At 75.1% G+C, this 22623-nt stretch carries 23 protein-coding genes and 1 pseudogene; 11 read left to right on the top strand and 13 right to left on the bottom strand.

What is annotated here, in order from left to right; all coding sequences use genetic code 11:
• Position 1: 1 nt before the first annotated feature.
• Genes BLS67_RS23810 through BLS67_RS13075 form a run of 3 tightly spaced genes read left to right on the top strand, consistent with a single transcriptional unit; the run spans position 2 to position 2450 of the window.
• On the top strand, positions 2-1150 hold the full coding sequence (locus BLS67_RS23810; protein ID WP_091245696.1) for an ArsA family ATPase: 1149 nt from the start codon (positions 2-4) through the stop codon (positions 1148-1150).
• Positions 1147-1470: a hypothetical protein gene (locus BLS67_RS13080; RefSeq protein ID WP_091245694.1), complete on the top strand. Its 324-nt coding sequence runs from the start codon at positions 1147-1149 to the stop codon at positions 1468-1470. Before BLS67_RS23810 ends, BLS67_RS13080 begins: the two co-directional genes overlap by 4 nt.
• Positions 1467-2450 (top strand): ROK family protein, encoded by a 984-nt coding sequence (locus BLS67_RS13075; protein ID WP_091245691.1) that lies wholly within the window; start codon positions 1467-1469, stop codon positions 2448-2450. The genes BLS67_RS13080 and BLS67_RS13075 overlap by 4 nt, the downstream gene beginning before the upstream one ends.
• Here the strand turns inward: BLS67_RS13075 and BLS67_RS13070 are convergent.
• Positions 2447-3166 carry a hypothetical protein gene (locus BLS67_RS13070; RefSeq protein ID WP_091245844.1) on the bottom strand — a complete coding sequence of 240 codons (720 nt, stop codon included), beginning with the start codon at positions 3164-3166 and terminating at the stop codon, positions 2447-2449. The two genes, BLS67_RS13075 and BLS67_RS13070, sit on opposite strands and share 4 nt — an antisense overlap.
• Before the next feature lie 127 nt (positions 3167-3293).
• Between BLS67_RS13070 and BLS67_RS13065 the strand changes: the two genes are divergently transcribed.
• Positions 3294-4055, top strand: coding sequence for a lysophospholipid acyltransferase family protein (locus BLS67_RS13065; protein WP_242654057.1), 762 nt, complete (start codon positions 3294-3296; stop codon positions 4053-4055).
• 15 nt (positions 4056-4070) lie between these two features.
• On the opposite strand, the gene BLS67_RS13060 is transcribed toward BLS67_RS13065, so the two are convergent.
• Genes BLS67_RS13060 through BLS67_RS13050 form a run of 3 tightly spaced genes read right to left on the bottom strand, consistent with a single transcriptional unit; the run spans position 4071 to position 7050 of the window.
• Positions 4071-4619 (bottom strand): TetR/AcrR family transcriptional regulator, encoded by a 549-nt coding sequence (locus BLS67_RS13060; RefSeq protein ID WP_091245688.1) that lies wholly within the window; start codon positions 4617-4619, stop codon positions 4071-4073.
• Positions 4616-5542 carry an alpha/beta fold hydrolase gene (locus tag BLS67_RS13055; RefSeq protein ID WP_165617572.1) on the bottom strand — a complete coding sequence of 309 codons (927 nt, stop codon included), beginning with the start codon at positions 5540-5542 and terminating at the stop codon, positions 4616-4618. The genes BLS67_RS13060 and BLS67_RS13055 overlap by 4 nt, the downstream gene beginning before the upstream one ends.
• Positions 5539-7050, bottom strand: a complete 1512-nt coding sequence (locus tag BLS67_RS13050) for a flavin-containing monooxygenase (RefSeq protein ID WP_242654056.1) — start codon at positions 7048-7050, stop codon at positions 5539-5541. Before BLS67_RS13050 ends, BLS67_RS13055 begins: the two co-directional genes overlap by 4 nt.
• Positions 7051-7159: 109 nt before the next feature.
• Between BLS67_RS13050 and BLS67_RS13045 the strand changes: the two genes are divergently transcribed.
• The gene (locus BLS67_RS13045; protein WP_091245683.1) at positions 7160-8068 is read left to right on the top strand and encodes a short-chain dehydrogenase/reductase; all 909 of its coding nucleotides are present in this window, start codon (positions 7160-7162) and stop codon (positions 8066-8068) included.
• 85 nt (positions 8069-8153) lie between these two features.
• On the opposite strand, the gene BLS67_RS24740 is transcribed toward BLS67_RS13045, so the two are convergent.
• The gene (locus tag BLS67_RS24740) at positions 8154-8657 is read right to left on the bottom strand and encodes a DUF6584 family protein (protein ID WP_091245680.1); all 504 of its coding nucleotides are present in this window, start codon (positions 8655-8657) and stop codon (positions 8154-8156) included.
• Positions 8658-8719: 62 nt separating this feature from the next.
• Between BLS67_RS24740 and BLS67_RS13035 the strand changes: the two genes are divergently transcribed.
• On the top strand, positions 8720-9208 hold the full coding sequence (locus BLS67_RS13035; RefSeq protein ID WP_091245677.1) for a polyadenylate-specific 3'-exoribonuclease AS: 489 nt from the start codon (positions 8720-8722) through the stop codon (positions 9206-9208).
• Positions 9209-9259: 51 nt separating this feature from the next.
• Here the strand turns inward: BLS67_RS13035 and BLS67_RS13030 are convergent, their stop codons facing one another.
• A complete protein-coding gene (locus BLS67_RS13030) occupies positions 9260-10159 on the bottom strand; it encodes an NmrA family NAD(P)-binding protein (RefSeq protein ID WP_091245675.1) in 900 nt (299 codons plus the stop codon).
• 58 nt (positions 10160-10217) lie between these two features.
• Between BLS67_RS13030 and BLS67_RS13025 the strand changes: the two genes are divergently transcribed.
• Positions 10218-11555, top strand: a complete 1338-nt coding sequence (locus tag BLS67_RS13025) for a class II 3-deoxy-7-phosphoheptulonate synthase (protein WP_091245672.1) — start codon at positions 10218-10220, stop codon at positions 11553-11555.
• The gene (locus BLS67_RS13020) at positions 11548-12561 is read left to right on the top strand and encodes a threonine aldolase family protein (RefSeq protein ID WP_091245669.1); all 1014 of its coding nucleotides are present in this window, start codon (positions 11548-11550) and stop codon (positions 12559-12561) included. The genes BLS67_RS13025 and BLS67_RS13020 overlap by 8 nt, the downstream gene beginning before the upstream one ends.
• Before the next feature lie 119 nt (positions 12562-12680).
• On the opposite strand, the gene BLS67_RS13015 is transcribed toward BLS67_RS13020, so the two are convergent.
• The 4 genes from BLS67_RS13015 to BLS67_RS13000 all read right to left on the bottom strand — a co-directional run bounded on the left by BLS67_RS13015 (position 12681) and on the right by BLS67_RS13000 (position 18130).
• Complete coding sequence (locus BLS67_RS13015) at positions 12681-13859, bottom strand: S8 family peptidase (RefSeq protein WP_207500538.1); 1179 nt, start codon at positions 13857-13859, stop codon at positions 12681-12683.
• Between the two features lie 201 nt (positions 13860-14060).
• Positions 14061-14945, bottom strand: coding sequence for a deoxyribonuclease IV (locus tag BLS67_RS13010; protein WP_091245665.1), 885 nt, complete (start codon positions 14943-14945; stop codon positions 14061-14063).
• On the bottom strand, positions 14942-16918 hold the full coding sequence (gene pknB / locus BLS67_RS13005; protein WP_091245662.1) for a Stk1 family PASTA domain-containing Ser/Thr kinase: 1977 nt from the start codon (positions 16916-16918) through the stop codon (positions 14942-14944). Before pknB ends, BLS67_RS13010 begins: the two co-directional genes overlap by 4 nt.
• 66 nt (positions 16919-16984) lie before the next feature.
• Positions 16985-18130 (bottom strand): alpha-hydroxy acid oxidase, encoded by a 1146-nt coding sequence (locus BLS67_RS13000; RefSeq protein ID WP_091245660.1) that lies wholly within the window; start codon positions 18128-18130, stop codon positions 16985-16987.
• Between the two features lie 21 nt (positions 18131-18151).
• On the opposite strand from BLS67_RS13000, the gene BLS67_RS12995 reads away from it, so the two are divergent.
• The 3 genes and pseudogenes from BLS67_RS12995 to BLS67_RS24435 form a co-directional block, all read left to right on the top strand.
• Positions 18152-18475: an Rv2175c family DNA-binding protein gene (locus tag BLS67_RS12995; RefSeq protein ID WP_091245657.1), complete on the top strand. Its 324-nt coding sequence runs from the start codon at positions 18152-18154 to the stop codon at positions 18473-18475.
• On the top strand, positions 18472-18816 hold the full coding sequence (locus BLS67_RS12990) for a lycopene cyclase domain-containing protein (protein ID WP_091245833.1): 345 nt from the start codon (positions 18472-18474) through the stop codon (positions 18814-18816). Before BLS67_RS12995 ends, BLS67_RS12990 begins: the two co-directional genes overlap by 4 nt.
• Positions 18813-19022: pseudogene (locus BLS67_RS24435) on the top strand (lycopene cyclase domain-containing protein); the annotation flags it as partial. The gene BLS67_RS12990 and the pseudogene BLS67_RS24435, both read left to right, overlap by 4 nt.
• Here the strand turns inward: BLS67_RS24435 and BLS67_RS12980 are convergent.
• The 3 genes from BLS67_RS12980 to BLS67_RS12970 are packed head-to-tail and all read right to left on the bottom strand — an operon-like array spanning position 19019 to position 22475.
• Positions 19019-19963 carry a phytoene/squalene synthase family protein gene (locus tag BLS67_RS12980; protein WP_207500537.1) on the bottom strand — a complete coding sequence of 315 codons (945 nt, stop codon included), beginning with the start codon at positions 19961-19963 and terminating at the stop codon, positions 19019-19021. The pseudogene BLS67_RS24435 and the gene BLS67_RS12980 sit on opposite strands and share 4 nt — an antisense overlap.
• Positions 19960-21432, bottom strand: a complete 1473-nt coding sequence (gene crtI, locus BLS67_RS12975) for a phytoene desaturase family protein (protein ID WP_091245653.1) — start codon at positions 21430-21432, stop codon at positions 19960-19962. Before crtI ends, BLS67_RS12980 begins: the two co-directional genes overlap by 4 nt.
• Positions 21429-22475 carry a polyprenyl synthetase family protein gene (locus BLS67_RS12970; protein ID WP_242654054.1) on the bottom strand — a complete coding sequence of 349 codons (1047 nt, stop codon included), beginning with the start codon at positions 22473-22475 and terminating at the stop codon, positions 21429-21431. Before BLS67_RS12970 ends, crtI begins: the two co-directional genes overlap by 4 nt.
• Positions 22476-22623 lie beyond the last annotated feature (148 nt).

Genomic DNA, 22623 nt, shown 5'->3' with positions numbered 1-22623 from the left:
GGTGCGCACAGTCCTGGTCACCGGCCCCGGCGGGGCCGGTTCCTCCACCGTCGCCGCCGCCACCGCGCTGGCGGCGACCGAGGCCGGCCTCCGGGTCCGGCTGCTGACCACCGCCGCGCCGGTCGTGGCCGGGCTGGCCGACCGCGTCCCCGTCGAGGTCGTCACCCCCGGCGGTGCGGTCGAGGCCGCCTGGGCCGGTCACGTCGACCGGCTGGCCGAGCTGCTGCCGGTGCTGGACCTGCCGCCGGCGTCCTCGGTGGTGCCGGTGCCCGGAGCGGGCGAGGTCGCGCTGCTGGTGGCGCTGGGCCGGGTGGCCGAGGCGGGGGACGTCGACGTGGTGGTCGTCGACGCCGGCCCCCTGGACCGCGCGCTGCAGCTCCTGGGGCTGCCGGCCGCCGTCCGCTGGTGGTCGGCCCAGCTGGCCCCGACCCGGCTGCGCGTGCTGGCCTCGGTCCGGGCCGTGGCCACCCGCGGCCGGCCCGGTGCCGCGGACGCCGCCCTCGCGGCCGTCGAGGCGGTCGAGGCGCTGCTGGACCTGGTCCCCGCCGACCCGGAGGTGCACCTCGTGCTGCCGCCGGACCCGCGGGCCGAGCCGGCGCTGCGCCGCGCGGCCGCCGGGGCGGGGCTGCTCGGGTGCCCGCTGGCCTCGGTCACCCTGGCTCGGGTGCTGCCCGCCGCTGCGGGTCCGTGGGCCCGTGGGCGCGCGGCCCAGCAGGAGGAGGTGGGTGCGGCGCTGCGGGCGACCGGGTTCGCCGTCGCCGAGGTGGCCGAGGCCCCGCGGTCGCCGTCCGACGTCCCGGCCCTGACCGCGCTCGGAGCCGGGGTGCTCGCGACGTCCGCCGGGCCGCTGCCCGTGGCCGCGTCCCGGCGCGAGGGGACCGGGTGGGTGCTGGACGTGCCGCTGCCCGGTGCCGGGCGCGGCGAGGTCGAGCTGACCCGGTGGGTGGACGAGCTCGTGGTGGGTGTGGCCGGCGTGCGCCGCTCGCTGCCGTTGGACTCGCTGCTGCGCCGGTGCGCGGTGACGTCGGCCTCCGTGCGGGACCCGGGGACGCCGGGCACCGTGCTGGCCGTCCGCTTCACCGCCGACCCCGCCCAGTGGCCGGCCGACCTGCTGGCCGCCGAGGGTGCCCGCGCGGCAGGTGTCCCGTGACCGGCCCGACGTCCCCGCTGGCCGACCAGCTGCGCGGGCTGGCCGACGGCCTCACCGGGCTGCTCGGGGCCGTGGGGCGCGAGACGGGGGGCGACCACTCGGCCGAGTGCCGCACCTGCCCGGTGTGCACCGCCCTGGCGGTGCTCCGCGGGCAGCGGCCGGACCTCTCCGAGGCGCTGGCCGACCTGCTGGCCACCGCCGCCACCGCGCTGCGCGGTCTCTCGCAGCCCCCGCCCGGGGCGCCCGACGACGGCGCGGCCGGACCGGACCCCGAGCCGGCCGCCCGGCCGGCTCCCGTGCAACGCATCGAGGTGGCATGAGCTCCCCGCAGGACCTCCCGGCCCTGGGCATCGACATCGGCGGCACCAAGGTCGCCGGCGGCGTCGTCCTGCCCGACGGCACGATCACCGACACCGCCCGCCGGGCCACCCCCGGGAAGTCGGTGCGGGCCACCGAGGACGCCATCGCCGCCGTCGTCGAGGAGCTGGCCGAGCGGCACGGCGGCCCGCTGGTCGGCGTCGGTGTGGGCGCGGCCGGCTGGTTCGACCGGACCGGCGACACCGTGCTGTTCTCCCCGCACCTGGCCTGGCGGAACCAGCCGCTGCGGCACGAGCTGTCGCAGCGGCTGCAGCGGCCGCTGTGGGTGGGCAACGACGCCGACGCCGCGGCGTGGGCCGAGTACCGCTACGGCGCCGCCCGTGGGTCGGACCTCGCGGTGATGATCACCCTGGGCACCGGCATCGGCGGCGGCATGGTCATCGACGGCCGGCTGCAGCGCGGGGCGCACGGCGTGGCCGGCGAGTGGGGCCACATGCGCGTCGTGCCCGACGGGCGGCTGTGCGCCTGCGGCAACCGGGGGTGCTGGGAGCAGTACGCCTCGGGCAACGCGCTGGGCCTCACCGCGCGCGAGGTCGCCACCAGCTCGCCGGCGGCCGCGGCGCTGCTGCTGGAGCGGGTGGGTGGCCGGGCCGAGCGGCTGACCGGCGAGGACGTCGCGACGGCGGCCAAGGCCGGGGACCCGCTCGCCCTGGAGCTGCTCGCGGAGGTGGGCACCTGGTTGGGCCAGGGCATCGCGGACATGGCGGCGATCCTCGACCCCGACGTCGTGGTCATCGGCGGCGGCGTGAGCGTCCTCGGCGAGATGGTCCTGGGCCCGGCCCGCGAGCGCCTCGAGCGCGCCCTGCCCGGCCGCGGCTTCCGCCCCGGCCCCACCGTCGTGGGGGCCCAGCTCGGCGCCCAGGCCGGCCTGGTCGGCGCCGCCGACCTCGTCCGCCTGGCGGTGGCCGAGGGCACCGCCTAGACGACGGCTCCGTCGCCGTCGTCGTCGGAGCGGTCGCGCATGCGGGAGACCAGGACGGCGACCCCGCCCACGACCGCCAGCACGCCGATGACGATGCCGACGTCCAGGCTGAGCCCGATCGTGCCCGGGGTGACGATGCAGACGGCGCCGGCCAGGATCAGCAGCAGCGCGTAGAGCGACGCCGGCGCCAGCACGGGCAGCGGCGGCGGTGCCGGCGGCTCGAAGTGCTCGTCGGGCAGGTCCAGCACCGGCACCTCTGCGGGCGGCGGCGGGGGGTCGTCACGGGGTTCCTCGGGCACCGCCGGAGCCGGTGGCGGGGTCGCGGCGGCGGCCTCCTCGGCCTGCCAGGCGGCCACGATGCGGGCGAACTCGGCGTCGGTGGCCGCGGCGTCCTCGGCGCGGTCGGTGCGCCGGCGGCGTGGCGTGGGCGGCGGGGTGGGCGCGGCCGGCTCGTGGTCGTCGGCGTGGGTGTCGACGACGGTGCGGGCGTCGGCCCGGCGGGCGCGGTCCACGAAGAGCCGGTCCGTGGGCGGGGAGGGCAGGAACTGGGTGCGGGTGTAGGGCCCGTCGTCGGTGGAGGGGGCCAGGTAGGCGGCGATGCCCTCCTCGCGCAGGACGTCCAGCAGGTGCTCGCCCACCCGGGGGTCGACGTCGCGCAGCGGGTGCCACAGGGAGGCCTCGAGGCCGTTGTCCCGACGGCCGCGTCGAGCGTTCATCCTGGCCTCCCGTGCACGGGTCGAAGCGTCGTCGGCCACCCGCTCGTTGTCCAGGGGGAGGGCGGTGCGCACCCGCGATTGTGGTCCCGGCGCACTGCTCCCTAGTCTGACAGTCGCTGAGGGAGGCGTGTTGTTCTACTGGTTCCTCAAGAACGTCGCGATCGGGCCGATCGTCCACCTGGTGTTCCGTCCGCGGGTCACGGGAGCCGAGAACGTGCCGCGCCGGGGTGCGGCGGTGCTCGCCAGCAACCACCTGGCGGCCTCGGACTGGATCTTCATGCCGCTGATGCTCAAGCGGCGGGTGACCTTCCTGGCCAAGGCCGAGTACTTCACGGCCCCGGGCCTCAAGGGCGCGCTGCAGCGGGTGTTCTTCGCCGGCAGCGGCCAGGTGCCGATCGACCGCACCAGTGCCGACGCCGCGGAGGCCGCGCTGAGCACCGGCACCCGCATCCTGCGCGGGGGCGACCTGCTGGGCATCTACCCCGAGGGCACCCGCTCGCCCGACGGCCGGCTGTTCCGCGGCAAGACCGGCGTGGCCCGGATGACGCTGGAGACCGGTTGCCCGGTGGTCCCGGTGGCCATGGTCCCCGGCCGCAGCTTCCGCCTGCTGGGCCGCACGCTGACCCGCGTGGACGTGGTGGTCGGCGAGCCGCTGGACTTCTCGCGCTACGAGGGCATGAGCGGTGACCGGTTCGTCGAGCGCTCGATCACCGACGAGATCATGTACGAGATCATGCTGCTGTCGGGCCAGGAGTACGTCGACCTGTACGGCGCGAAGGTGAAGAAGTCGATGGACACCACCGGAGCCAGCGCGGTCGAGGTGGTCGGCAAGCTCCAGCCGCCGCCGCACGAGGCCGCGGACCGCCTGCCGAGCTCGCTCGCCGGCTGAGCCGGCAGGGGCTGCTCAGCGGGCGGTGATGCGGGCCAGGACGTCGGTGGCCAGCGCCAGGACGTCGTCCCGGCTCATCGTGGGGTCGGCGGTCCAGCCGATCACCAGGTCCTCGGTGAACGCGAACCAGGACCGCACGAGCTGGCGGTGCCGCGGGTCGTCGGGCAACCCGACCGCGGCCAGCGTGCCGTCGACGAGCCGCTCGCGGGCCTGGGTGTAGACGTCGGAGACGGCGGGGTCACCGGCCACGGCGCCGCGCACGAAGGCCACGTAGCTGTCCCGGTACGTCTCGACCCACTCCACGAAGCGGTCGAGCATGCCGGCCTGCGAGCCCGGCCCCTCGAGCACGTGGGTGCACAGCAGGTCGGCGGCCGCGGTCGTGACGGCGTCGATGTAGTCGGCCTTGGTGGCGAAGTAGTGGAACAGCAGGCTGCGGCTGATGCCCGCCCGCCGGGCCACCTCGTCGATCGTGAGCTCCGGCACCGGGGTGGTGGGCAGCAGCTCGAGGCCGATCTCGACCAGCTGGGCCCGCCGGTCGGCGGCGGACCGGCGGGCGGCCGTCACGAGCTCGGCAGCAGCCGGCGGATCGCCGCGGCGACGAGGTCGGGCCGCTCCTGGGGGAGCATGTGACCGCAGCCGGGCACGATCTGCAGGTGCGCGGTCGGGATGGCCTCGGCGAGCCTGCCCGAGTGCTTCACCGGGGTGAGCTTGTCGGCGTCGCCGACCAGGATCTCGACGGGCACCGTGCCGAGCTCGGCCAGGGCCTGCGCCTTGTCGTGGGCGCCCAGCGCCGGGTAGAAGGCCACGAAGGACCGCACCGACGAGCCCGCCATGATCTCGGCGCCCCGGGCGACCATGGCGTCGGTCGCGTCGGTGCCGTAGAGGATGCCGCGCACGATCGCCCGGTGCCGGGGGTGGGACGGCGGCACGAGGCGCCGCCAGCCCTCGACCCGCCGGGCGTGGGCGACGGCCCAGGTGCCGACGGCGGGCAGCAGGCGTTCCTGCAGCCGCTCGAGCGCGGTGCGCGGCGGGTGGGACAGCTCACCGGCCGAGGTGTCGACCAGCGCCACGCCGCGGACCCGGTCGCCGATCAGCTCGGGGTGCGCCGCGGCCAGCGCCATGATCGTCATGCCGCCCATGGAGTGCCCGCCCAGCACCACCGGGCCGGTGGGCACCAGCGCGGCGAGGACGGCGGCGAGGTCGTCGCCGAGCAGGTCGATCGACACCGGGTCGGTGCTGCCCCAGGTGGAGCGGCCGTGGCCGCGCTGGTCGTAGCGGACCAGCCGGACCTCGCCGGCGACGACCTCGGTGGCCAGCAGGTCGGCGACGTCGTCCCAGGCGGCCTGCGCGAGGGTCCAGCCGTGCGCCAGGACGACGGTGACGGGGGCGTCGTCGGGCCCGTCGACGGTGGCGTGCAGCTGGGCGCCGTCGGCGGTGCGGACGGCGTGCACCGCGTGCTGCACGGTGCGGGTGAGGGTGCCGGTCACGCCGCCACCTCCGCCGGCCGGCGCTCCGTCGTCCCCACGTAGTTCTCGCGGTCGAGCGTGCGGGTGAGCCGGCGGAACAGGAAGGTGAAGTCCGGCCAGAGCGTGGTGTTGTGCCCGTGCCGGTCGAGGTACCAGGAGCCGCAGCCGCCGCCCAGCCACACGGTGCCCTGCGAGCGCTCGGCGATCAGCTCGCGGTAGGCATCCTGCGCGGCCGGGGTGGTCTCCAGCGTCGCCAGGCCCTCGTCGGCCATGGCCTGCAGGGCGCGGCCGACGTAGGCGACCTGCGACTCGATCATGTAGACCATCGAGGTGTGCCCGACCCCGACGTTGGGGCCGACCAGCAGGAACAGGTTCGGGAACCCGGCCACGGCCGAACCGCGGTTGGTGACCATGCCCTCCTCCCACACCTGGGCCAGCGTGCGGCCGTCGCGACCGGCGATGCGGTGCGCGATGGGCAGGTCGGTGACGTGGAAGCCGGTGGCCAGCACCAGGGTGTCGGTGGGGCGCTCGACGCCGTCGCGGGTGACGACCGAGTGCGGTCGGATCTCGGCGATGCCGGCGGTGACCACCTCGGCGTTGGGGGCGGAGATGGCCGGGTACCAGTCGTTGCTGATCAGGATCCGCTTGCAGCCGATCGTGTAGTCGGGCGTGACCTGGGCGCGCAGCTGCGGGTCGCGGACCTGGCGCTCCAGGTGGGTGCGGGCCAGCTTCTGCACCGGGGCGAGGAACCGCCGGTTCTTCGCCATGCCGAACACCAGGAACTCGCGCCCGGCGTACAGGGCACCGCGGACGGCCTTCTGCACCGCGGGGAACCGGCGGTAGATCGAGCGCTCGGCCGCCGTGGTGGGCCGGTCGCCGCGCGGGATCACCCACGGGGGAGTGCGCTGGTAGACCGCCACCGACCCGGCGACCGGCTGGATCGCCGGCACCACCTGGATCGCCGAGGCGCCGGTGCCGATCACCGCGACCCGGTCACCGGCGAGGTCGTGCTCGTGGTCCCACCGGGCCGAGTGCATGACGGTGCCCCCGAAGGACTCGATGCCCGGGATGTCGGGGTAGGAGGGGTCGGCCAGCGCACCGGCGGCCGACACCAGGACCTTGGCCCGGAAGTTGCCGGCGGTGGTCTCGACGTCCCAGCGGTGGGCGGCGTCGTCCCAGGTCGCGGCCGTGACCTCGGCACCGAAGACGTGCCGGTCCAGGACCTCGAACCGGGCGGCGACGCCGCGCAGGTAGGCGTAGATCTCGGGCTGCTCGGAGTAGGTGCGCGGCCAGTCCGGGTTCGGGGCGAACGAGAAGGAGTACAGGTTGGACTGCACGTCGCAGGCGGCGCCCGGGTAGGTGTTGTCGCGCCAGGTGCCGCCGACGTCGTCCCCCCGCTCGAGGACGACGAAGTCCTCGATGCCCTGCTTCCGGAGCTGGATGGCCATGCCGAGGCCGGCGAAGCCGGACCCGACCACGGCCACGTGGACCTCGCGGGTGGTGGTGGACGTCTCGATCGTGCTGGTCACCTGTCGGCTCCTCTGCTGACGGCTTGCTGAGCAACGCTCAACACGGTACACATGAGTTGAGCAGTGCTCAACTCAGACGCCGCGCACTCGACGACGAGGAGGCCCACCCATGGCCCGCAGGACCCAGAACACCCGCTCCTTGGCCGGTCAGGCCGTGCTGATCACCGGCGCCGCCCGCGGCATCGGCGCCGAGCTGGCCCGCAAGGCCGCGGCGAAGGGCGCCCGGGTGGCCCTGGTCGGTCTCGAGCCCGAGCTGCTGGCCACGGTGGCCACCGAGCTGGGCCCGGAGCACCTGTGGGTCGAGGCCGACGTCACCGACGCCGATGCCATGGCCGCCGCGGTCGCCCGCGCCGTCGACGTGTTCGGCGGGCTGGACGTCGTCGTCGCCAACGCCGGCATCGCCCCGATGAACACGGTGGCCACGGCCTCGGCCCGGGCGCTGGCCCGCACCATCGAGGTCAACCTGACCGGCGCGATGCTCACCGCGCACGCCGCGCTGCCGGAGATCAGCAAGCGCCGGGGCCACGTGCTGCTGATCTCCTCGGCCGCGGCGTTCTCGGTGCTGCCGGGCCTGTCCGCCTACTGCGCCGCCAAGGCCGGGCTGGAGCGGTTCGGCGACGTGCTGCGGCTGGAGGTCGCGCACCGCGGGGTGACCGTGGCCAGCGCGCACCCGGTGTGGATCGACACCGACATGGTCCGCGACACGAAGGCCGCGCTGCCCACCTTCAAGGCCACCCTCGACCGGCTCCCCGGGCCGCTGGGCTCCTACACCTCGGTCTCGGACTGCGCCGACGCCCTGCTGCGCAACCTGGAGAACCGCGGCCGCCGGGTCTTCGTGCCCCGCTCGGTGGGCATCTTCGCCGCGTGGCGGCAGGCCGTCGTCGGCGCGGTGGGGGAGAAGCTGGTGCTCGCCCAGGCGAAGACCGCCGTCCCGCAGCTGGAGAAGGAGATCGCCGCGCTGGGCGGCGAGGAGTTCGGCGCCAACTCGGTGGAACGCAACCGCGCCCGCAAGGCCTGAGCCTCTCCCGTCGGTGATCACGGACCTGGGCGGGCGACACACCGTGCCGGCGTCGCCCCAGGTCCGTGATCACCGGTAGGAGGGGTCACCAGATCCAGCGGACGACGGTCACCACCCCGATGACCACCAGCGCCACGAGGACGACAGCCAGCACGAAGCAGCCCGCCGTCCCCAGCAGGGATGCCATGCGTGACGGTCCTGCGGGCCGAGGCCGGTCCGCTCGCCAGGTGACCTGCCCGCCCGTCGCGATCTCGGCTGTCGTGCGGAGCTCGACCAGGCGCTCCTGCGCCCAGCGGCCCGCGGCGTCCTCCGGACCCGCCCACCGCATCGCACGCATCCGCGGCACGGGGCCGGTGGTGGCACGCAGGAAGGCCTCGGCCTCGGCCTCGTCGCGGTCATGGCACAGGAAGGACCAGCGTCCGGCCTGGGCGACGTCCCCCTCTGCCCGGTAGGCCGCCGCGAGCTCGGCGCGGATGCCGAGCCGGTGCGGGTAGCTCGAGACCAGCCCGCGCAGGCGCTGGCGGGCTCGGGCGGTGTCCCCGGCGGCGAGCTCGGCCCGGGCGCGGGCGAGGGTCTGGTCGGCGGGCACCGGGAGAGGGTGCCGGATCGGTCGGTCGGGTGCACGCGGTTTCCCCTGCCTAGGGTTGGCGGGTGCGCCGCTACTTCTACGACACCGAGTTCATCGAGGACGGGACGACGATCGACCTGGTGTCCATCGGCGTGGTGGACGAGACCGGGCGCGAGTTCTACGCCGTCTCCACCGAGTTCGACCCCACCCGGGCCATCCCGTGGGTGCGCCGCAACGTGCTGGACAAGCTGCCCCCGCCGGCGGACAAGGCCTGGCGCACCCGGGCGCAGATCCGCGACTCGCTGCTGGACTTCCTCACCGGACCCGGCGAGGAGGTCCAGCTGTGGGCGTGGATCGCGGCCTACGACCACGTCGCGCTGTGCCAGCTGTGGGGCGCGATGCCCGCGCTGCCGAGGAAGGTCCCGCGGTTCACCCGGGAGCTCAAGCAGTTGTGGGAGGACGCCGGCTCCCCGCCGCTGCCCCCGAAGTCGCCGGACGCCCACGACGCGCTCGTGGACGCCCGGCACGGGCTGGCGGTCTGGCAGGCGGTGCAGGCCGGCCGCTCGACGTGAGACCCAGCGGTGTCCGGCTGCCCGGACACCGCATCGAGTCACGTCGAGGGCTCAGCGGGCCAGCTGGGCCCAGTCCTCGGGGTGGCGCTCCAGGTGCTCGCGGACCGTGGTCGCCGGGTGGCCGGTGAAGGCGCGCACCACATCGCTGACCAGGGCCATCTCGCCGGCGGCGATCGCGGTGTAGCTGGTCACCCAGCCCTCGATCTCCCAGTCCGGCGCGCCGCTGGGCCGGCGGGTGGCCCAGGCCTCCTCGACGGTCTGCGCCTCGTAGCGCACCGGCCGGCCGGTCACCTCGGTCAGCAGAGCGGCGGCCTCGGCCAGCGTCAGGGCCTCGGGTCCGGTCACGTCCAGCACGCGGCCGTCGGTGCTGGGGTGGTCGCGCAGCAGGACGGCGGCGGCCACCTCGGCGACGTCGTCGCGGGAGACGAAGGAGGCGGCGCCGTCGCCGGCCGGCGCGGTGATCACGGCACCGCCGTCGTCCTCCGGGCTGGCGAAGAACGGCACGAAGTCGGCGTACATCGAGTCGCGCAGCACCGTGGTGCGCAGGCCGGTGTCGCCCAGCGCTGCCTCGGTCGCCGCGTGGGTGGCGGTCAGGGTGAAGGTCGCGCCCTCGTCGGCGCCGAGGAACGAGGTGTAGACGATCCGCTGCACCCCGGCGGCCACCGCGGCGCGGACGGCGGCCAGGTGCTGCTCGGTGCGGTCCTCGGCCTCGGCGGCGCTGACCAGGAACAGCGTGTGCGTGCCGGCCAGGGCGGCGGTGAACCCGGCCTCGTCGGCGTAGCCCCCGGGGTGGCCGACGACCTCGGCGCCGGGCAGCTGCGGGGCCCGGGACGGGTCGCGCACCACCAGGCGGAGCTCGGCGTCGTGGTCGGCGGCGCCGGCGGCCAGCAGCCGGGCGACCCGGCCCCCGAGTGCTCCGGTCGCTCCGGTGACGGTGATCAGGCGGGTCATGGGTTCCTCTCCATCGGGCGGGAGCCGGGTGGACCCGGGCTCGCCGTACCCTTCCCCCGTGAGTCTGACCGAACCCGCCGAGCTGGTCCCGGGCCTCGACAGGTGGCGTGAGCTCCCCGCCGCCCAGCAACCGGAGTGGCCCGACCGGGCCGCCCTGGACGCCGTCCTGGCGACGTTGTCCACCGTCCCGCCGATCGTGGCGCCCAGCGAGGTCGACACCCTGCGCGCTCAGCTGGCCGACGTCGCGCTGGGCAAGGCGTTCCTGCTCCAGGGCGGCGACTGCGCGGAGACCTTCGACCTCAACACCGAGCCGCACCTGCAGGCGACCACCCGCACGCTGCTCCAGATGGCCGTCGTGCTCACCTACGGCGCCAGCGTCCCGGTGGTCAAGGTCGGCCGGGTGGCGGGGCAGTACGCCAAGCCGCGCAGCTCGAACATCGACGCGCTGGGCCTGCCCTCCTACCGCGGCGACATGGTCAACGCCTTCGCCCCCGACCCGGTGCAGCGCATCCCCGACCCGAACCGCCTGGTGCGCACCTACGCGAACTCGGCCGCGGCCATGAACATGATCCGGGCCTACGCCCGCGGCGGGCTGGCCGACCTGCACGCGGTGCACAACTGGAACCAGGACTTCGTGGCGTCCTCCCCGGCGGGGGTGCGGTACGAGGTCATCGCCCGCGAGATCGACCGGGCGCTGGGGTTCATGCGGGCCTGCGGGGTCGACGACTCGGCGCTGCGCAGCGTCGAGCTGTTCAACAGCCACGAGGCGCTCATCCTCGACTACGAGCGCGCGCTGCTCCGGGTGCACGAGGGTCGGCCCTACGCGCTGAGCGCGCACTTCGTGTGGGTCGGCGAGCGCACCCGGCAGATGGACGGCGCCCACATCGAGTTCGCCTCGAAGCTGGCCAATCCGGTCGGGGTCAAGATCGGCCCGACGACGACGCCCGAGCAGGCCGTCGAGCTGGTCGAGCGCCTGGACCCCGAGGGCCTGCCCGGCAAGCTCACGCTGATCAGCCGCATGGGCAACGGCAAGATCCGCGACGTCCTGCCGGCGATCGTCGAGAAGGTCACCGCCAGCGGCCACCAGGTCGTGTGGCAGTGCGACCCGATGCACGGCAACACCCACGAGTCGCCCTCGGGCTACAAGACCCGGCACTTCGACCGGGTCGTCGACGAGGTGCTCGGGTTCTTCGACGTGCACCGCTCGCTGGGCACCTGGCCCGGTGGCATCCACGTCGAGCTCACCGGCGAGGACGTCACCGAGTGCCTGGGCGGCGCGATGGAGATCAGCGACGAGGACCTCAGCAGCCGGTACGAGACCGCCTGCGACCCCCGCCTGAACACCGGTCAGTCCCTCGAGCTCGCCTTCCTGGTCGCCGAGATGCTCCGTGGCTGACGGCGACGGCTTCGTCGACCTGCGCTCGGACACCGTCACCAAGCCCACGGCGGGCATGCGGGCGGCGATGGCCGACGCCGAGGTCGGGGACGACGTCTACGGCGAGGACCCGCTGGTCAACGCGCTCGAGGAGCGGGTCGCCGAGCTGTTCGGCCACGAAGCGGCCGTCTTCGTGCCCTCGGGGACGATGGGCAACCAGATCGGCATGCGGCTGGTCTGCCAGCCCGGCCAGGAGGTGCTCGGGGACGCCGAGGCCCACGTGGTCACCTACGAGATGGGGGCCGCGGCCGCCGTCTTCGGGCTCTCCACCCGCACGGTGGTGTCGGCCGGCGGGGTGCTCGACGCCGACCAGCTGATCGAGCAGGTCCGGCCCTTCGGCAACTGGCACCTCACCCCCACCGCGGCCATCGCCGTGGAGAACACGCACAACCGGGCCGGTGGGCTCGTCCAGCCGCTGGCCCAGCTGGAGAAGCTCTTCGCCTGGAGCCGGGACGCCGGGGTGGCCGTGCACCTGGACGGCGCGCGCATCTGGAACGCCGCGGTGGCCTCCGGCGTCCCGCTGTCCACCTACGGTCGGCTGGCCGACACCGCCTCGGTCTGTCTGTCCAAGGGCCTGGGCGCCCCGGTCGGCTCGGTGCTGCTCTCCTCCGCCGACCGCATCGCCGAGGCCCGGCTGTGGCGCAAGCGGCTGGGTGGCGGCATGCGCCAGGTGGGTGTGCTGGCCGCGGCCGGCCACCACGCGCTCGACCACCACGTCGACCGCCTCGCCGACGACCACGCCCGGGCGCGCACGCTGGCCGAGCGGTTGGGCGTCGACCCGGCGACCGTGCACACCAACATGGTGGTGCTCGACGGCGTCGCCGCCCCGATGCTGACCGAGGCCGCCAGGGCCCAGGGCGTGCTGGTCAGCCAGGTGTCGGCCACCAAGGTCCGGCTCCTCACCCACCTCGACGTGGACGACGCCGCGATCACCCGGGCCGCCGAGGTCCTCGCCCCGCTGCTCTGATCGCGCCGGCCACTCGGTGATCAGGTGACCTGATCACCGGGTGGCCGACCGCACCAACGGTGGTGGAGGTGGCGCCCCGGTGATCAGGTCACCTGATCACCGGGGCGCGGGCAGCCGGCTCAGTAGGGGCTGTAGAGCAGGTCGTTCTGGGCGGTGCGGCTGGTGGGCACGATGCCCTGGGTCGCCGTCCCGGTGATCTCGGCAGCCACCGTCGCGGGGCTGGCGGACGGGTTGCCCTGCAGGTACAGCGCGGCGATGCCGGCGACGTGCGGGGTGGCCATCGACGTCCCGCTGATGGTGTTCGTCGCCGAGTTGCTCGTGTACCAGTCGCTGGTGATGTCCACACCGGGGGCGAACAGGTCCACGCAGGAGCCGTAGTTGCTGAACGAGGCGGGCTGGTCGCTGCGGTCGGTGGCGCCGACGGTGATCGCGCCGGCGACCCGGGCCGGGGAGTTGCCGCAGGCGTCCTGCGGGATGCCCAGGGCGTTGCCGTTGCCGGCCGCGACGGCGTAGCTGACGCCGTCGGCGATGGAGCTCGACACCGCCTGGTCGAGGGCGGAGCTGGTGCCGCCGCCCAGGCTCATGTTGGCCACCGCGGCCTCGCCGGCCTGGTGGTCGGCGGTCACCCAGTCGACCCCCGCGATGACGCCGGACGTCGAGCCGGAGCCCTGGCAGTCCAGCACCCGGACCGCGACCAACGACACCTGCTTGGCGATGCCGTAGGTGGACCCGCCCACGGTGCCGGCGACGTGGGTGCCGTGGCCGTTGCAGTCGGTGGCCGCTCCGCCGTCGATCGTGTCGGTGCCGGTCACCGCCCGGCCGCCGAAGTCCTGGTGGGAGAGGGTGATGCCGGTGTCGATGACGTAGGCGGTGACCCCGGCGCCGGTGGCCCCGTAGCTGTAGCTGCCCGAGAGGGGGAGCTGGCGCTGGTCGGTGCGGTCCAGGCCCCAGGTGGCACCGGACTGGGTGGCGCTCAGCTCGACCGGGCGGTCCGGCTCGACCGCGACCACCCCGGGCAGGGTGCCGAGCCGGTCGGCGACGGCGGTGGGCAGCGTGACGGCGAAGCCGGTGAGGGCGGTCGAGTAGACGTGGCTGACGTCGCCGCCGAAGGCCTCGGTGAGGGCGGCGACCTGGGTGGGCAGGCTGCCGGCGTCCAGCGTGACGATGTAGCTGCCGAGGGCCGAGGACTCGACGGTGTCGTCGGCCGCGGCGGAACCGGCGGTGGCCCCGATGCCGGCGGTGGTCAGCACGGCGATGGCGGCGGCCGCGATCGGGCGGACCTGGAGACGTGGGTGCACGGGCGTCGCTCCTGGGGTGTGGCGGGTGCCCCCGCCGCTCGCACAGCGGGGGCTCAGGTGTGCACACCTGAACACAGCTAGTGACCTGTGCGAAAGACCCGGGGCAGAACTTCTCGAGCTGGAACGAGACCGTCCGCGCAGGTCAGAGTCGTGTCGGAACTGCTGAGTCGGACGCCGACGGGCCAGGTCGGGTGTACGGGCTCAGCGCAGGGACGGCACGGGGGAGCCCAGCTCGCGCAGCAGGGCGATGTCCCGCGCGTGGCCGTCCCAGGGGCCGGTGTCGGTGGCCATCGGCGTCTCGACCACCACGGGGACGCCGGCCAGGCTGGGGTGGGCGAGCAGCTCGGCGAAGGCGCCCCGCCCGATCTGCCCGGCCCCGATGGAGGCGTGCCGGTCCCGCAGCGAGCCGCACCCGTCGAGGGAGTCGTTGGCGTGCACGAGCCCGAGTCGGCCCGGTCCGACCGCGGCCTCGAGGGCGTCGAGGGTGTCCGACGTCCCACCCGGGGAGGCCAGGTCGTGACCGGCCGCCCAGGCGTGGCAGGTGTCCAGGCACACCCCGAGGAGCGGATGGTGCTCGAGCGCGGCGAAGTACGGGGCGAGGTCGCCCACGGTGGCGGCCAGCGCCCGCCCACCGCCGGCGGTGGGCTCGACCAGCAGCCGGGGGCCGTCGTCGGGCAGCGCCTCGAGCACCGGCAGCAGCCGCTCGTGCAGCTGGCGCAGCGCCGCCTCGTATCGGTCCTCGCCGACCGCGGACCCCGCGTGGACGACGACCCCCGCGCAGCCCAGCTGCACACCGCGGGCCAGGTCGGCGGCGACGGTGGCCACCGAGGCGTCGACGGTGGCCGGCGACGGCGACCCCACGTTGACCAGGAACGGGGTGTGGATGAACGAGGGCACCCCGCGCTGCGCGCAGCCGGCGGTGAACGCGGCGTCCTGCCGCGGGTCGCCGGCCGAGCGCCGCCAGCCGCGCGGGTTGCCGACGAAGACCTGGACGGCGCGGGCACCGACGGCGTCGGCGTAGGCCAGCCCACCGGTGGCCAGCCCGCCCCGGACCGACACGTGCGCCCCGACGGGGGAGCCGATCAACCGAACGTCACCAGGATGGTCACCGAGGTGCCGGGGTCGACGACCTCGTTGGCCGCAGGGGTCTGACGCAGGACGGTGTCGCCGAAGAACTGGGTGACCGACACCTCGAGCCCGGCGGCCTCGAGCGCCGCGACGGCGGCGTCCTTCGACTGGCCGACGACGTTGGGCACGGTGACCTGCACCGGGCCGACCGAGACCGTCAGGGTGATCGTGGTGCCGAAGGCCTGGGTGCCGTCGGGGGTCACGGCGCTGACCTGGCCCGTGCGCACGTCGTCGCTGCGCCCCTCCGCCCGGTCGACGTCGAAGCCGAGGGCCTCCAGGGCGGCCTGGGCGTCGTCCGGGTCGCTGCCCACCAGGTCGGGGACGGCGACGTTCGCCGCACCCTCGGAGACCTGGATGGTGACGGTGTCCCCGCGCCGCAGCTCGGTGCCCGGGGCGGGGTCGATCGCCATCACCGAGCCCTCGGCGACGTCGTCGCTGCGGCCGGTCGAGCGCGCCACCTGCAGGTCGGCGCCCAGGCCCTCGATCGCGGCCTGGACGGTGTCGGCGGGCTGGCCGACCAGGGCGCCGTCGACGGTGAACCGCTCGGGGCCCTTGGACACGCTCAGCGCGACGTCGCTGCCGATGATGATCCGTGCGCCGTCGGTGGGGTCGGCCGAGATGACCGTGCCGGCGGCGACGTCCTCGCTGAACACCTCGGTGACGACCGGGTCCAGCCCGGCCTCCTGCAGGAACCCGATGGCCTGCTGCTGGCCCTGGCCCGAGACCGCCGGGACGTCGGTCCACCGGCCCGAGCCCAGCCACCAGCCGACGGCGCCGATGGTGACCGCGAGCAGCAGCACGATGGTCACGCCGAACCGGATCCGCCGGCGCCGGATGTGGTCGGGCACGCCACCGCGCGGCATCGGGCGGGGTGCGGTGGGGTGGGTCGGCGGACGTCGTGCGCCGACGGCCCCCGTGGGCGGCAGCGGCACCATCGCGGTGCGGCCGGCCGGCCGGTGCGGCGAGATGACCTCGGTGCGGGGATCCTCGGCGGCGCGGGCGGCGGTGGCCCGGTTGACCGGGCGGAGGGTGGTCGTCGCGGTGCTGGCCCGGCCGGTGGGCACCGGGGTGCGGCCCAGCCCGAGGTCGCGGCGGAGGTCCTCGATCTCGGCCAGGAAGGCCCCGGCGTCGAGCGGGCGGGCGCCCGGGTCGCGGCGGGTGGTGCGCCCGACCAGCTCGTCGACCTGCCACGGCACGGACGGGGTCTCCAGCGACGGGGCGGGGACGTCGTGGTGCACGTGCTGGTAGGCCACGGCCAGCGGGGTGTCACCGGCGTAGGGCGGGTGCCCCGTGAGCAGCTCGTAGAGCACGACCCCGGCGGCGTACACGTCGGAGCGGGCGTCGGACCTGCCGCGCTCGAGCTGCTCGGGGGACAGGTAGGCGACCGTGCCGATGAGCACACCGCCGGTGTGGCTGGTGTGCCCGGTGCCGGCCACGGCCCGGGCCAGCCCGAAGTCGGCCACCTTCACCTGCCCGGTGGTCGAGATCAGCACGTTCTCGGGCTTGATGTCGCGGTGCACGATGCCGGCGCGGTGGGCGGCGGTCAGCCCGGCGAGCACCGGCTCGAGGACCGCGAAGGCCTCGCCGACGGTCAGCCGGCCGCGGGCCTGCAGCAGGTCGCGCAGCGTGCGGCCGCGGACCAGCTCCATGACCAGGTAGACCAGGCCCTGGTCGCTGCCCTGGTCGCTGACGCCGACCACGTTCGGGTGGCTGAGCATGGCCGCGGCCCGGGCCTCGCGGATGAACCGGTCGACGAAGGCGGGGTCGCGCGCGAGGTGCTCGACCATGACCTTGACGGCCACCTCGCGGTGCAGCCGGAGGTCGGTGGCGGCGTAGACGGTGGACATGCCGCCGCGCGCGATGCGCTCCTCGAGGCGGTAGCGCCCCTCCAGGACCAGCCCCAGCACGGGGTCGGTCACGGTCGTGTCCACGGGAGCGAGCATACGAGCGCAGGCCAGTCCCCCGGCCCAGCGACGCGGGGGGGGGTGCTGATCACGTCAGCGGGGCAGCCAACCGGCGCGGACCACGAGATCCGGGGTGGCGTCGTGCGGGGTCGCGACGCCGCACAGCGTCATGGCGTGCGCCAACTCCTCCGACAGCCCGGTGAGGACGGCGGCCACCCCGTCGGCACCGCCCACGGCGAGGCCCCACGCGGTCGGTCGCCCCAGGAACACCGCCCGGGCGCCCAGCGCCAGCGCGACGAGGGCGTCGGAGCCGGCCCGGACCCCGCCGTCCACGTAGACCTCGACGTCGGACCCGTCCGGGGCGACCTCGCCGCGCACGGCGTCGACGACCTCGGGCAGCGCGTGCGCGCTGGGCACCACCAGGTCCACCTGGCGGCCGCCGTGGGTGGAGACCCAGATCGCGGATGCCCCGGCCCGCGCGCAGGCCACCGCGTCGTCGCCCCGCAGCACGCCCTTGACCACGACCGGCAGGTCGCTGATCTCGGCGAACCGGGCGATGTCGTCGAAGGTCCAGCTGGTGCTGGCGTTGGCCGAGAGCGCCGGCCGGTCGTCCGGGGCGGGGTGGTTGGCCATCCGCAGCCCGGCGGGCAGGGCGAAGTCGTTGCGCAGGTCGCGCCGGCGGCGACCGAGCACGGGCAGGTCGACGGTGAGCACGAGCGCGCGGTAGCCCGCGGCGCCGGCCCGGCGGGCCAGGTCGGCGGTGTGCTCGGGGGAGTGCTGGCGGTACAGCTGGAACCACGCCGGGGCGTCGGGCGCGGCGGCGGCGACCTCCTCGACGCTGTGCGTGGCGCTGGTGGACACCGTCATCAGGGCCCCGACCCGGGCGGCGGCGCGGCGGGTGGCCAGCTCGCCGTCGGGGTGCGCCATGCCCTGGTAGGCCCACGGGGCGATCCCGATCGGCGTGCCGACCGGGGTGCCCAGCAGCGTGGTGGCGAGGTCGGCCTGCGTGGCGCGCAGCACCCGCGGCCGCAGCCGCCAGGACCGCCAGGCCTGCGGGGCCTCCTGCACCGAGCTCTCGGTCTCCGCGCCGCCGGCGTAGTAGTCGTAGACCGGGGGTGCCAGGACCTCGCGCGCCCGGGCCTCGAGCCGGTCGAGGTCGAGGTAGGGCGGCTCGCGGTCCGGGTCGTCGGGCCGGGGCTCCTCACCGGGTTCGCGGCGGCGCTGGGTCAAGCCGGTCATGGACCGACCTAAGCTCATCGCGTGGAGTTCTACACCCCCCAAGAGGTCGCCAAGCTGATCGGCGTCTCGCCGAACCGGGTCCGCCAGCTGGTCAACGACGGCAAGCTGCTCGCGCTCCCCGGCAGCGGCCGCAGCAAGATCCCGGTCGACGTCATCCAGGACGGCGAGGTGCTGCGGCACCTGCCCGGCCTGCTGACCCTGCTGGGCGACAGCGGGTTCTCCGAGCAGGAGGCGTGGGACTGGCTGTTCCGCGAGGACGACTCGCTGCCGGGCACCCCCGTGCAGGCGCTGCGCGACGACCGGCACACCGAGGTCACCCGGCGCGCCCAGGCGTTGGCGTTCTGAGCCAGCTGACCTACCTCGGCCTGCTGGCCGGGGTGCTCGTGGTGACCGCGCCGCTCGAGCTGCTGCTGCACGTGCGGGTCTACCCGCGGTGGCGCCGGCTGCTGGTGGCCGTCGTCCCCGAGTTCGTCGTCTTCGTGGTCTGGGTGCTGTACGCCATCGCCCAGGGCCACTGGGACTACAGCGACACCTACACCCTGGGTGTGCGCCTGCCCGGGGGGATCCCGGTCGAGGAGGTGCTGTTCTTCCTGGTCGTCCCGCTGGCCTCGGTTCTCGCCCTGGAGGCGGTGCGGAAGGTCACCGGCTGGGACGCCGGCTACCCGGCCGAGGAGGCGCAGCGGTGAGCTACAGCGCCCTCGCGGTCACGGCCGTCGTCGTCGTCCTGGTGGTCGACCTGGCCGTCTACCGCACCCGGATGGTCACCCGGAAGTCCTACTGGACCGCCTACGCGATCATCATCGTCTTCCAGCTGCTGATGAACGGCGTGCTCACCGGCCTGGGCGTGGTCACCTACGACCCCGCGACCATCTGGGGTCCGCGGATCGCCTACGCCCCGGTCGAGGACCTGCTCTTCGGGTGGGCGATGGTCACCCTCACCCTGGCCAGCTGGGCGGCGGTCAACCGGCGGGCGAACACGGCCAGGCGCCGCGGCTTGGACACCGACACCCGGCCGTCGAGCACCCGGTAGTCGGCCCGCTCGATCTCGGTCAGGATCCCGCCGTACAGGTCGGTCGCCGCGCGCACGCAGTCCCGCGACTCCGGTGCCAGCATCGGGGTGCCGGGGGCGGCGTCGTCGTACCGCCGGCGGACGACCTCGACCATGTCCTTCATCAGCGCGGTGAAGCCGGGGGTGTGCTGCCGGGCGGCCAGCTGCTCGCGGGTGACCCCGTGCGCCGCCATCATGTCCTCGGGCAGGTAGACCCGGCCGCGGTCGGCGTCCTCGGCGACGTCGCGCAGGAAGTTGGTCAGCTGGAACGCCTCGCCCAGGGCGATCGCGTGCGGTGCCGCCTCCTCGCGGGGGACCCCCTCCGCGGTCCCCAGCACGGGGAGCACCTGCAGCCCGATCACCGAGGCCGAGCCCCACATGTACCGGTCCAGCGCCGCGAGGTCCGCGTACCCCGTGACGTCCAGGTCGCTGGTCATCGCGGCCAGGAAGTCGACGAAGTGCACCAGCGGGATGTCGTACCGGCGCACGGTGTGCACCAGCGCCAGCCGCACGGGGTCGTCGGACCAGCCGGCCTCGACCTCGGCCAGCGCCGCCTGCGACCAGGCCAGCAGCTCGGCCTCGGGGTCGCGGCCGGGCAGGTCGGCACCGACGTCGACGATGTCGTCGGCGACCCGGGCCGCGGCGTAGAGCGCGTGGATCGCCGGCCGGCGGTCCGGGGTGAGCAGGCGGGTGGCCAGGAAGTAGCTCTTGCCGTGCTCGGCGGCGATCGCCCGGCAGCGGGCGTAGGCGGCGTCGAGCTGCCGCTGGCGTTCGGCCTGGTTCACGAGCCGGTGATCCGCTGCGCGGCGAGCCGGCCGCTGACCAGCACCATCGGGACGCCGACGCCCGGCTGCACCGACGACCCGGCCAGCACCACGTTCTCGGGGCCGCCGCGGGGGTAGGTCGAGGGCCGGAACGGGCCGGTCTGGGCGAAGGTGTGGGCGAGGGCGAACGGGGTGCCGGCGGCCATGCCCTGGGCGGCCCAGTCGGTGGGGGTCAGCATCTCCTCGACCTCGATCGACCCGGTGAGCCCGGTCCAGCCGCGCGCCTCCATCGTCTGCAGCACCTCGTCGCGGTACCGGGGGCCCAGCGCCGGCCAGTCGATGCCCGGCGCGAGGTCCAGGTTGGGGGTGGGCGCGACGATGCTGATCACCTGGGCGCCCTCGGGGGCCAGGCTGCGGTCGCTCTTGCTGGGCATCGAGATCAGCAGGCTGGGGTCGCTCATCGGCCGGCCGGTCCTGGTGAGCTCCTCGAAGACCTGCTCCCAGGCCGCGCCGAAGCTGATGGTGTGGTGGGCGCGGTCGGCGAACTCCTGCCGGACGCCGACGTGGATGGCCACGCAGCTCGGCGAGTACGTCGGCCGTACCCGCCGGCGCCGGCGGGGGACCAGGGTGTCGGGCTGGTCGACGGTGACCACGACGGCGTCGGCGGGCACCAGCTCGCCGTCGGCCAGCCGGACGCCCTCGGCGCGGCCACCGCGCAGGTCCAGGGAGGCAACGGTGGTGTCGTACCGGAGCACGACCCCGGCGTCCGCGGCCGCGGCGGCCAGGGCAGCGGGGACGGCGTGGATGCCGCCGACGGGGTGCCACACCCCCTTGCCGATGTCGAGCTCGGCGATGACGGCGTAGGCGGCGATCGCGTCGAACGGCGAGACACCGGCGTAGAGGGCCTGGAAGCTGAACAGCCGGCGCAGCCGCTCGTCGGTGAGCCGCCGGTCGACGTGCGGGGCCAGCCTGCCGAACCCGCCCTTGCGGGCCAGCTCGAGCACCGGGCGGCCGACGAGGTCCAGCGGGGAGTCCAGGTTGCGGTCGATGAAGACGTCCCACTGCAGGCGGTCCAGGTCGCGGATGTGCTGCAGGTAGGCCCGCACCTCGGCGCCGGCGCCGGGACCGCAGACCCGCTCGGCCTCGGCGGCGAAGGCCTCGGGGTCGGCGTGCACGTCGATGGTCGAGCCGTCGGCGTACTGCGCGCGGTAGGTGGTCTCCAGCGGCAGGAGCTCGAGCCGGTCCTCCAGGGTCTCGCCCACGCAGGCCAGCGCGTCGCGGATCAGGCCGGGTGCGGTGAGCACGGAGGGGCCGGTGTCCAACGCGTAGCCGTCGCGCTCCACCCGTTCGGCACGACCGCCGGGGTCGGGTCCGCGCTCGAGCACGGTCACCTCGCGGCCGGCGCCGCGCAGCCGCAGCGCCGCCGACAGCCCGGCCAACCCGGCGCCGACCACGACGACCCGGTCGGTGCGCCCGGGGACGGTCCTCACGTGGTGCGGGTGGTGGCCGCGACGGCCAACGCGTCCAGCGCGCCGCGGGCCTCGTCGAGCACGGGTGCCTCGGCGATGGCCTGTCGGGCAGCGGTGGTCTGGGTGCTGATGCGGTCCTCGACCTGCTGCAGCGCACCGGTGCTGCGCATGAGGTCGCGGACGGAGTCCAGCTCGGGTGCACCGGCGGCCGGGTCGCCGAGCACGGCGCGCAGCAGGGCCCGGCCGGCGTCGTCGGTGGCGTCGGCGGTGAGGGCCACCAGCAGGGTCTGCTTGCCCTCGCGGAGGTCCTCGTCGGCGGACTTGCCGGTGACGGCGGGGTCGCCGAAGACGCCCAGGACGTCGTCGCGGAGCTGGAAGGCCTCGCCCAGCGGCAGCGCGATCGCGGTGTAGGCGTCGGTCACCTCGGGGCCGGCGTCGGCGATCGCCGCACCCAGGTGCAGCGGGCGCTGGACGGTGTAGCCGGCGCTCTTGTAGCGGGCCACCTTGAGGGCACCCTCGGGGCCGGGCAGCCCGCCGGCGGCGCGGAGCAGGTCGAGGTACTGCCCGGCGGTGACCTCGGTGCGCATGGTGTCCCACACGGGGCGGGCCCGGGCCAGGGCGTCGGCCGAGATGCCCGACCGGCGCAGCAGCTCGTCGGACCAGACCAGGGCCAGGTCGCCGACCAGGATGGCGGCGCCCGTGCCGAACAGCTCGGGGCCGCCCTCGAGGCCGGCGGCGGTGTGCCGGTCGGCGAAGCCGATGTGGGTCGCCGGGCGCCCCCGCCGGGTCGTCGCGGCGTCCATGACGTCGTCGTGCACCAGCGCGCTGCCGTGCACGAACTCCAGCGCGGCGACGGCCCGCAGCACGGCGCTGTCGTCCTCGGGGTGCGCGGTGCTCACCCCGCGCCAGCCCCAGTAGGCGAAGGCCGGGCGCAGCCGCTTGCCCCCGTCGGCCACGGCGGCCACCTCGTCGATGACCGGGACCAGCTGGGCGTCCATGCCCGCCAGCACCGCGCGCTTCTCGACCAGGAAGGCCTCCAGGGCCTCGCTGACCGCCGCGCGCAACCGCGCCAGGTCCGCCGCCGCGGCCGACGTGCTCGGGTCAGCCGTGTTTGCGCTGGTGGGGCCATTCGCTCGGGTGCCTGCTGTCACCACGTGAGTATGCCCGGTTCCGGAGCTGCCTACGCACGTGATCCACACCGGTGGTCGACCG

It is taken from the genome of Klenkia soli (assembly GCF_900103975.1).
GTDB classification, from domain to species: domain Bacteria; phylum Actinomycetota; class Actinomycetes; order Mycobacteriales; family Geodermatophilaceae; genus Klenkia; species Klenkia soli.
The sequence above is the reverse complement of the archived record's forward strand: the minus strand, read 5'-3'. Positions and strand labels throughout refer to the sequence as shown.

Coding starts and splice junctions, on each gene's coding strand:
- BLS67_RS13000 (WP_091245660.1), bottom strand. CDS start 18,130: ATGACCGGCTTGACCCAGCGCCGCCGCGAACCCGGTGAGGAGCCCCGG.
- BLS67_RS13075 (WP_091245691.1), top strand. CDS start 1,467: ATGAGCTCCCCGCAGGACCTCCCGGCCCTGGGCATCGACATCGGCGGC.
- BLS67_RS13030 (WP_091245675.1), bottom strand. CDS start 10,159: ATGACCCGCCTGATCACCGTCACCGGAGCGACCGGAGCACTCGGGGGC.
- BLS67_RS13045 (WP_091245683.1), top strand. CDS start 7,160: ATGGCCCGCAGGACCCAGAACACCCGCTCCTTGGCCGGTCAGGCCGTG.
- BLS67_RS13070 (WP_091245844.1), bottom strand. CDS start 3,166: ATGAACGCTCGACGCGGCCGTCGGGACAACGGCCTCGAGGCCTCCCTG.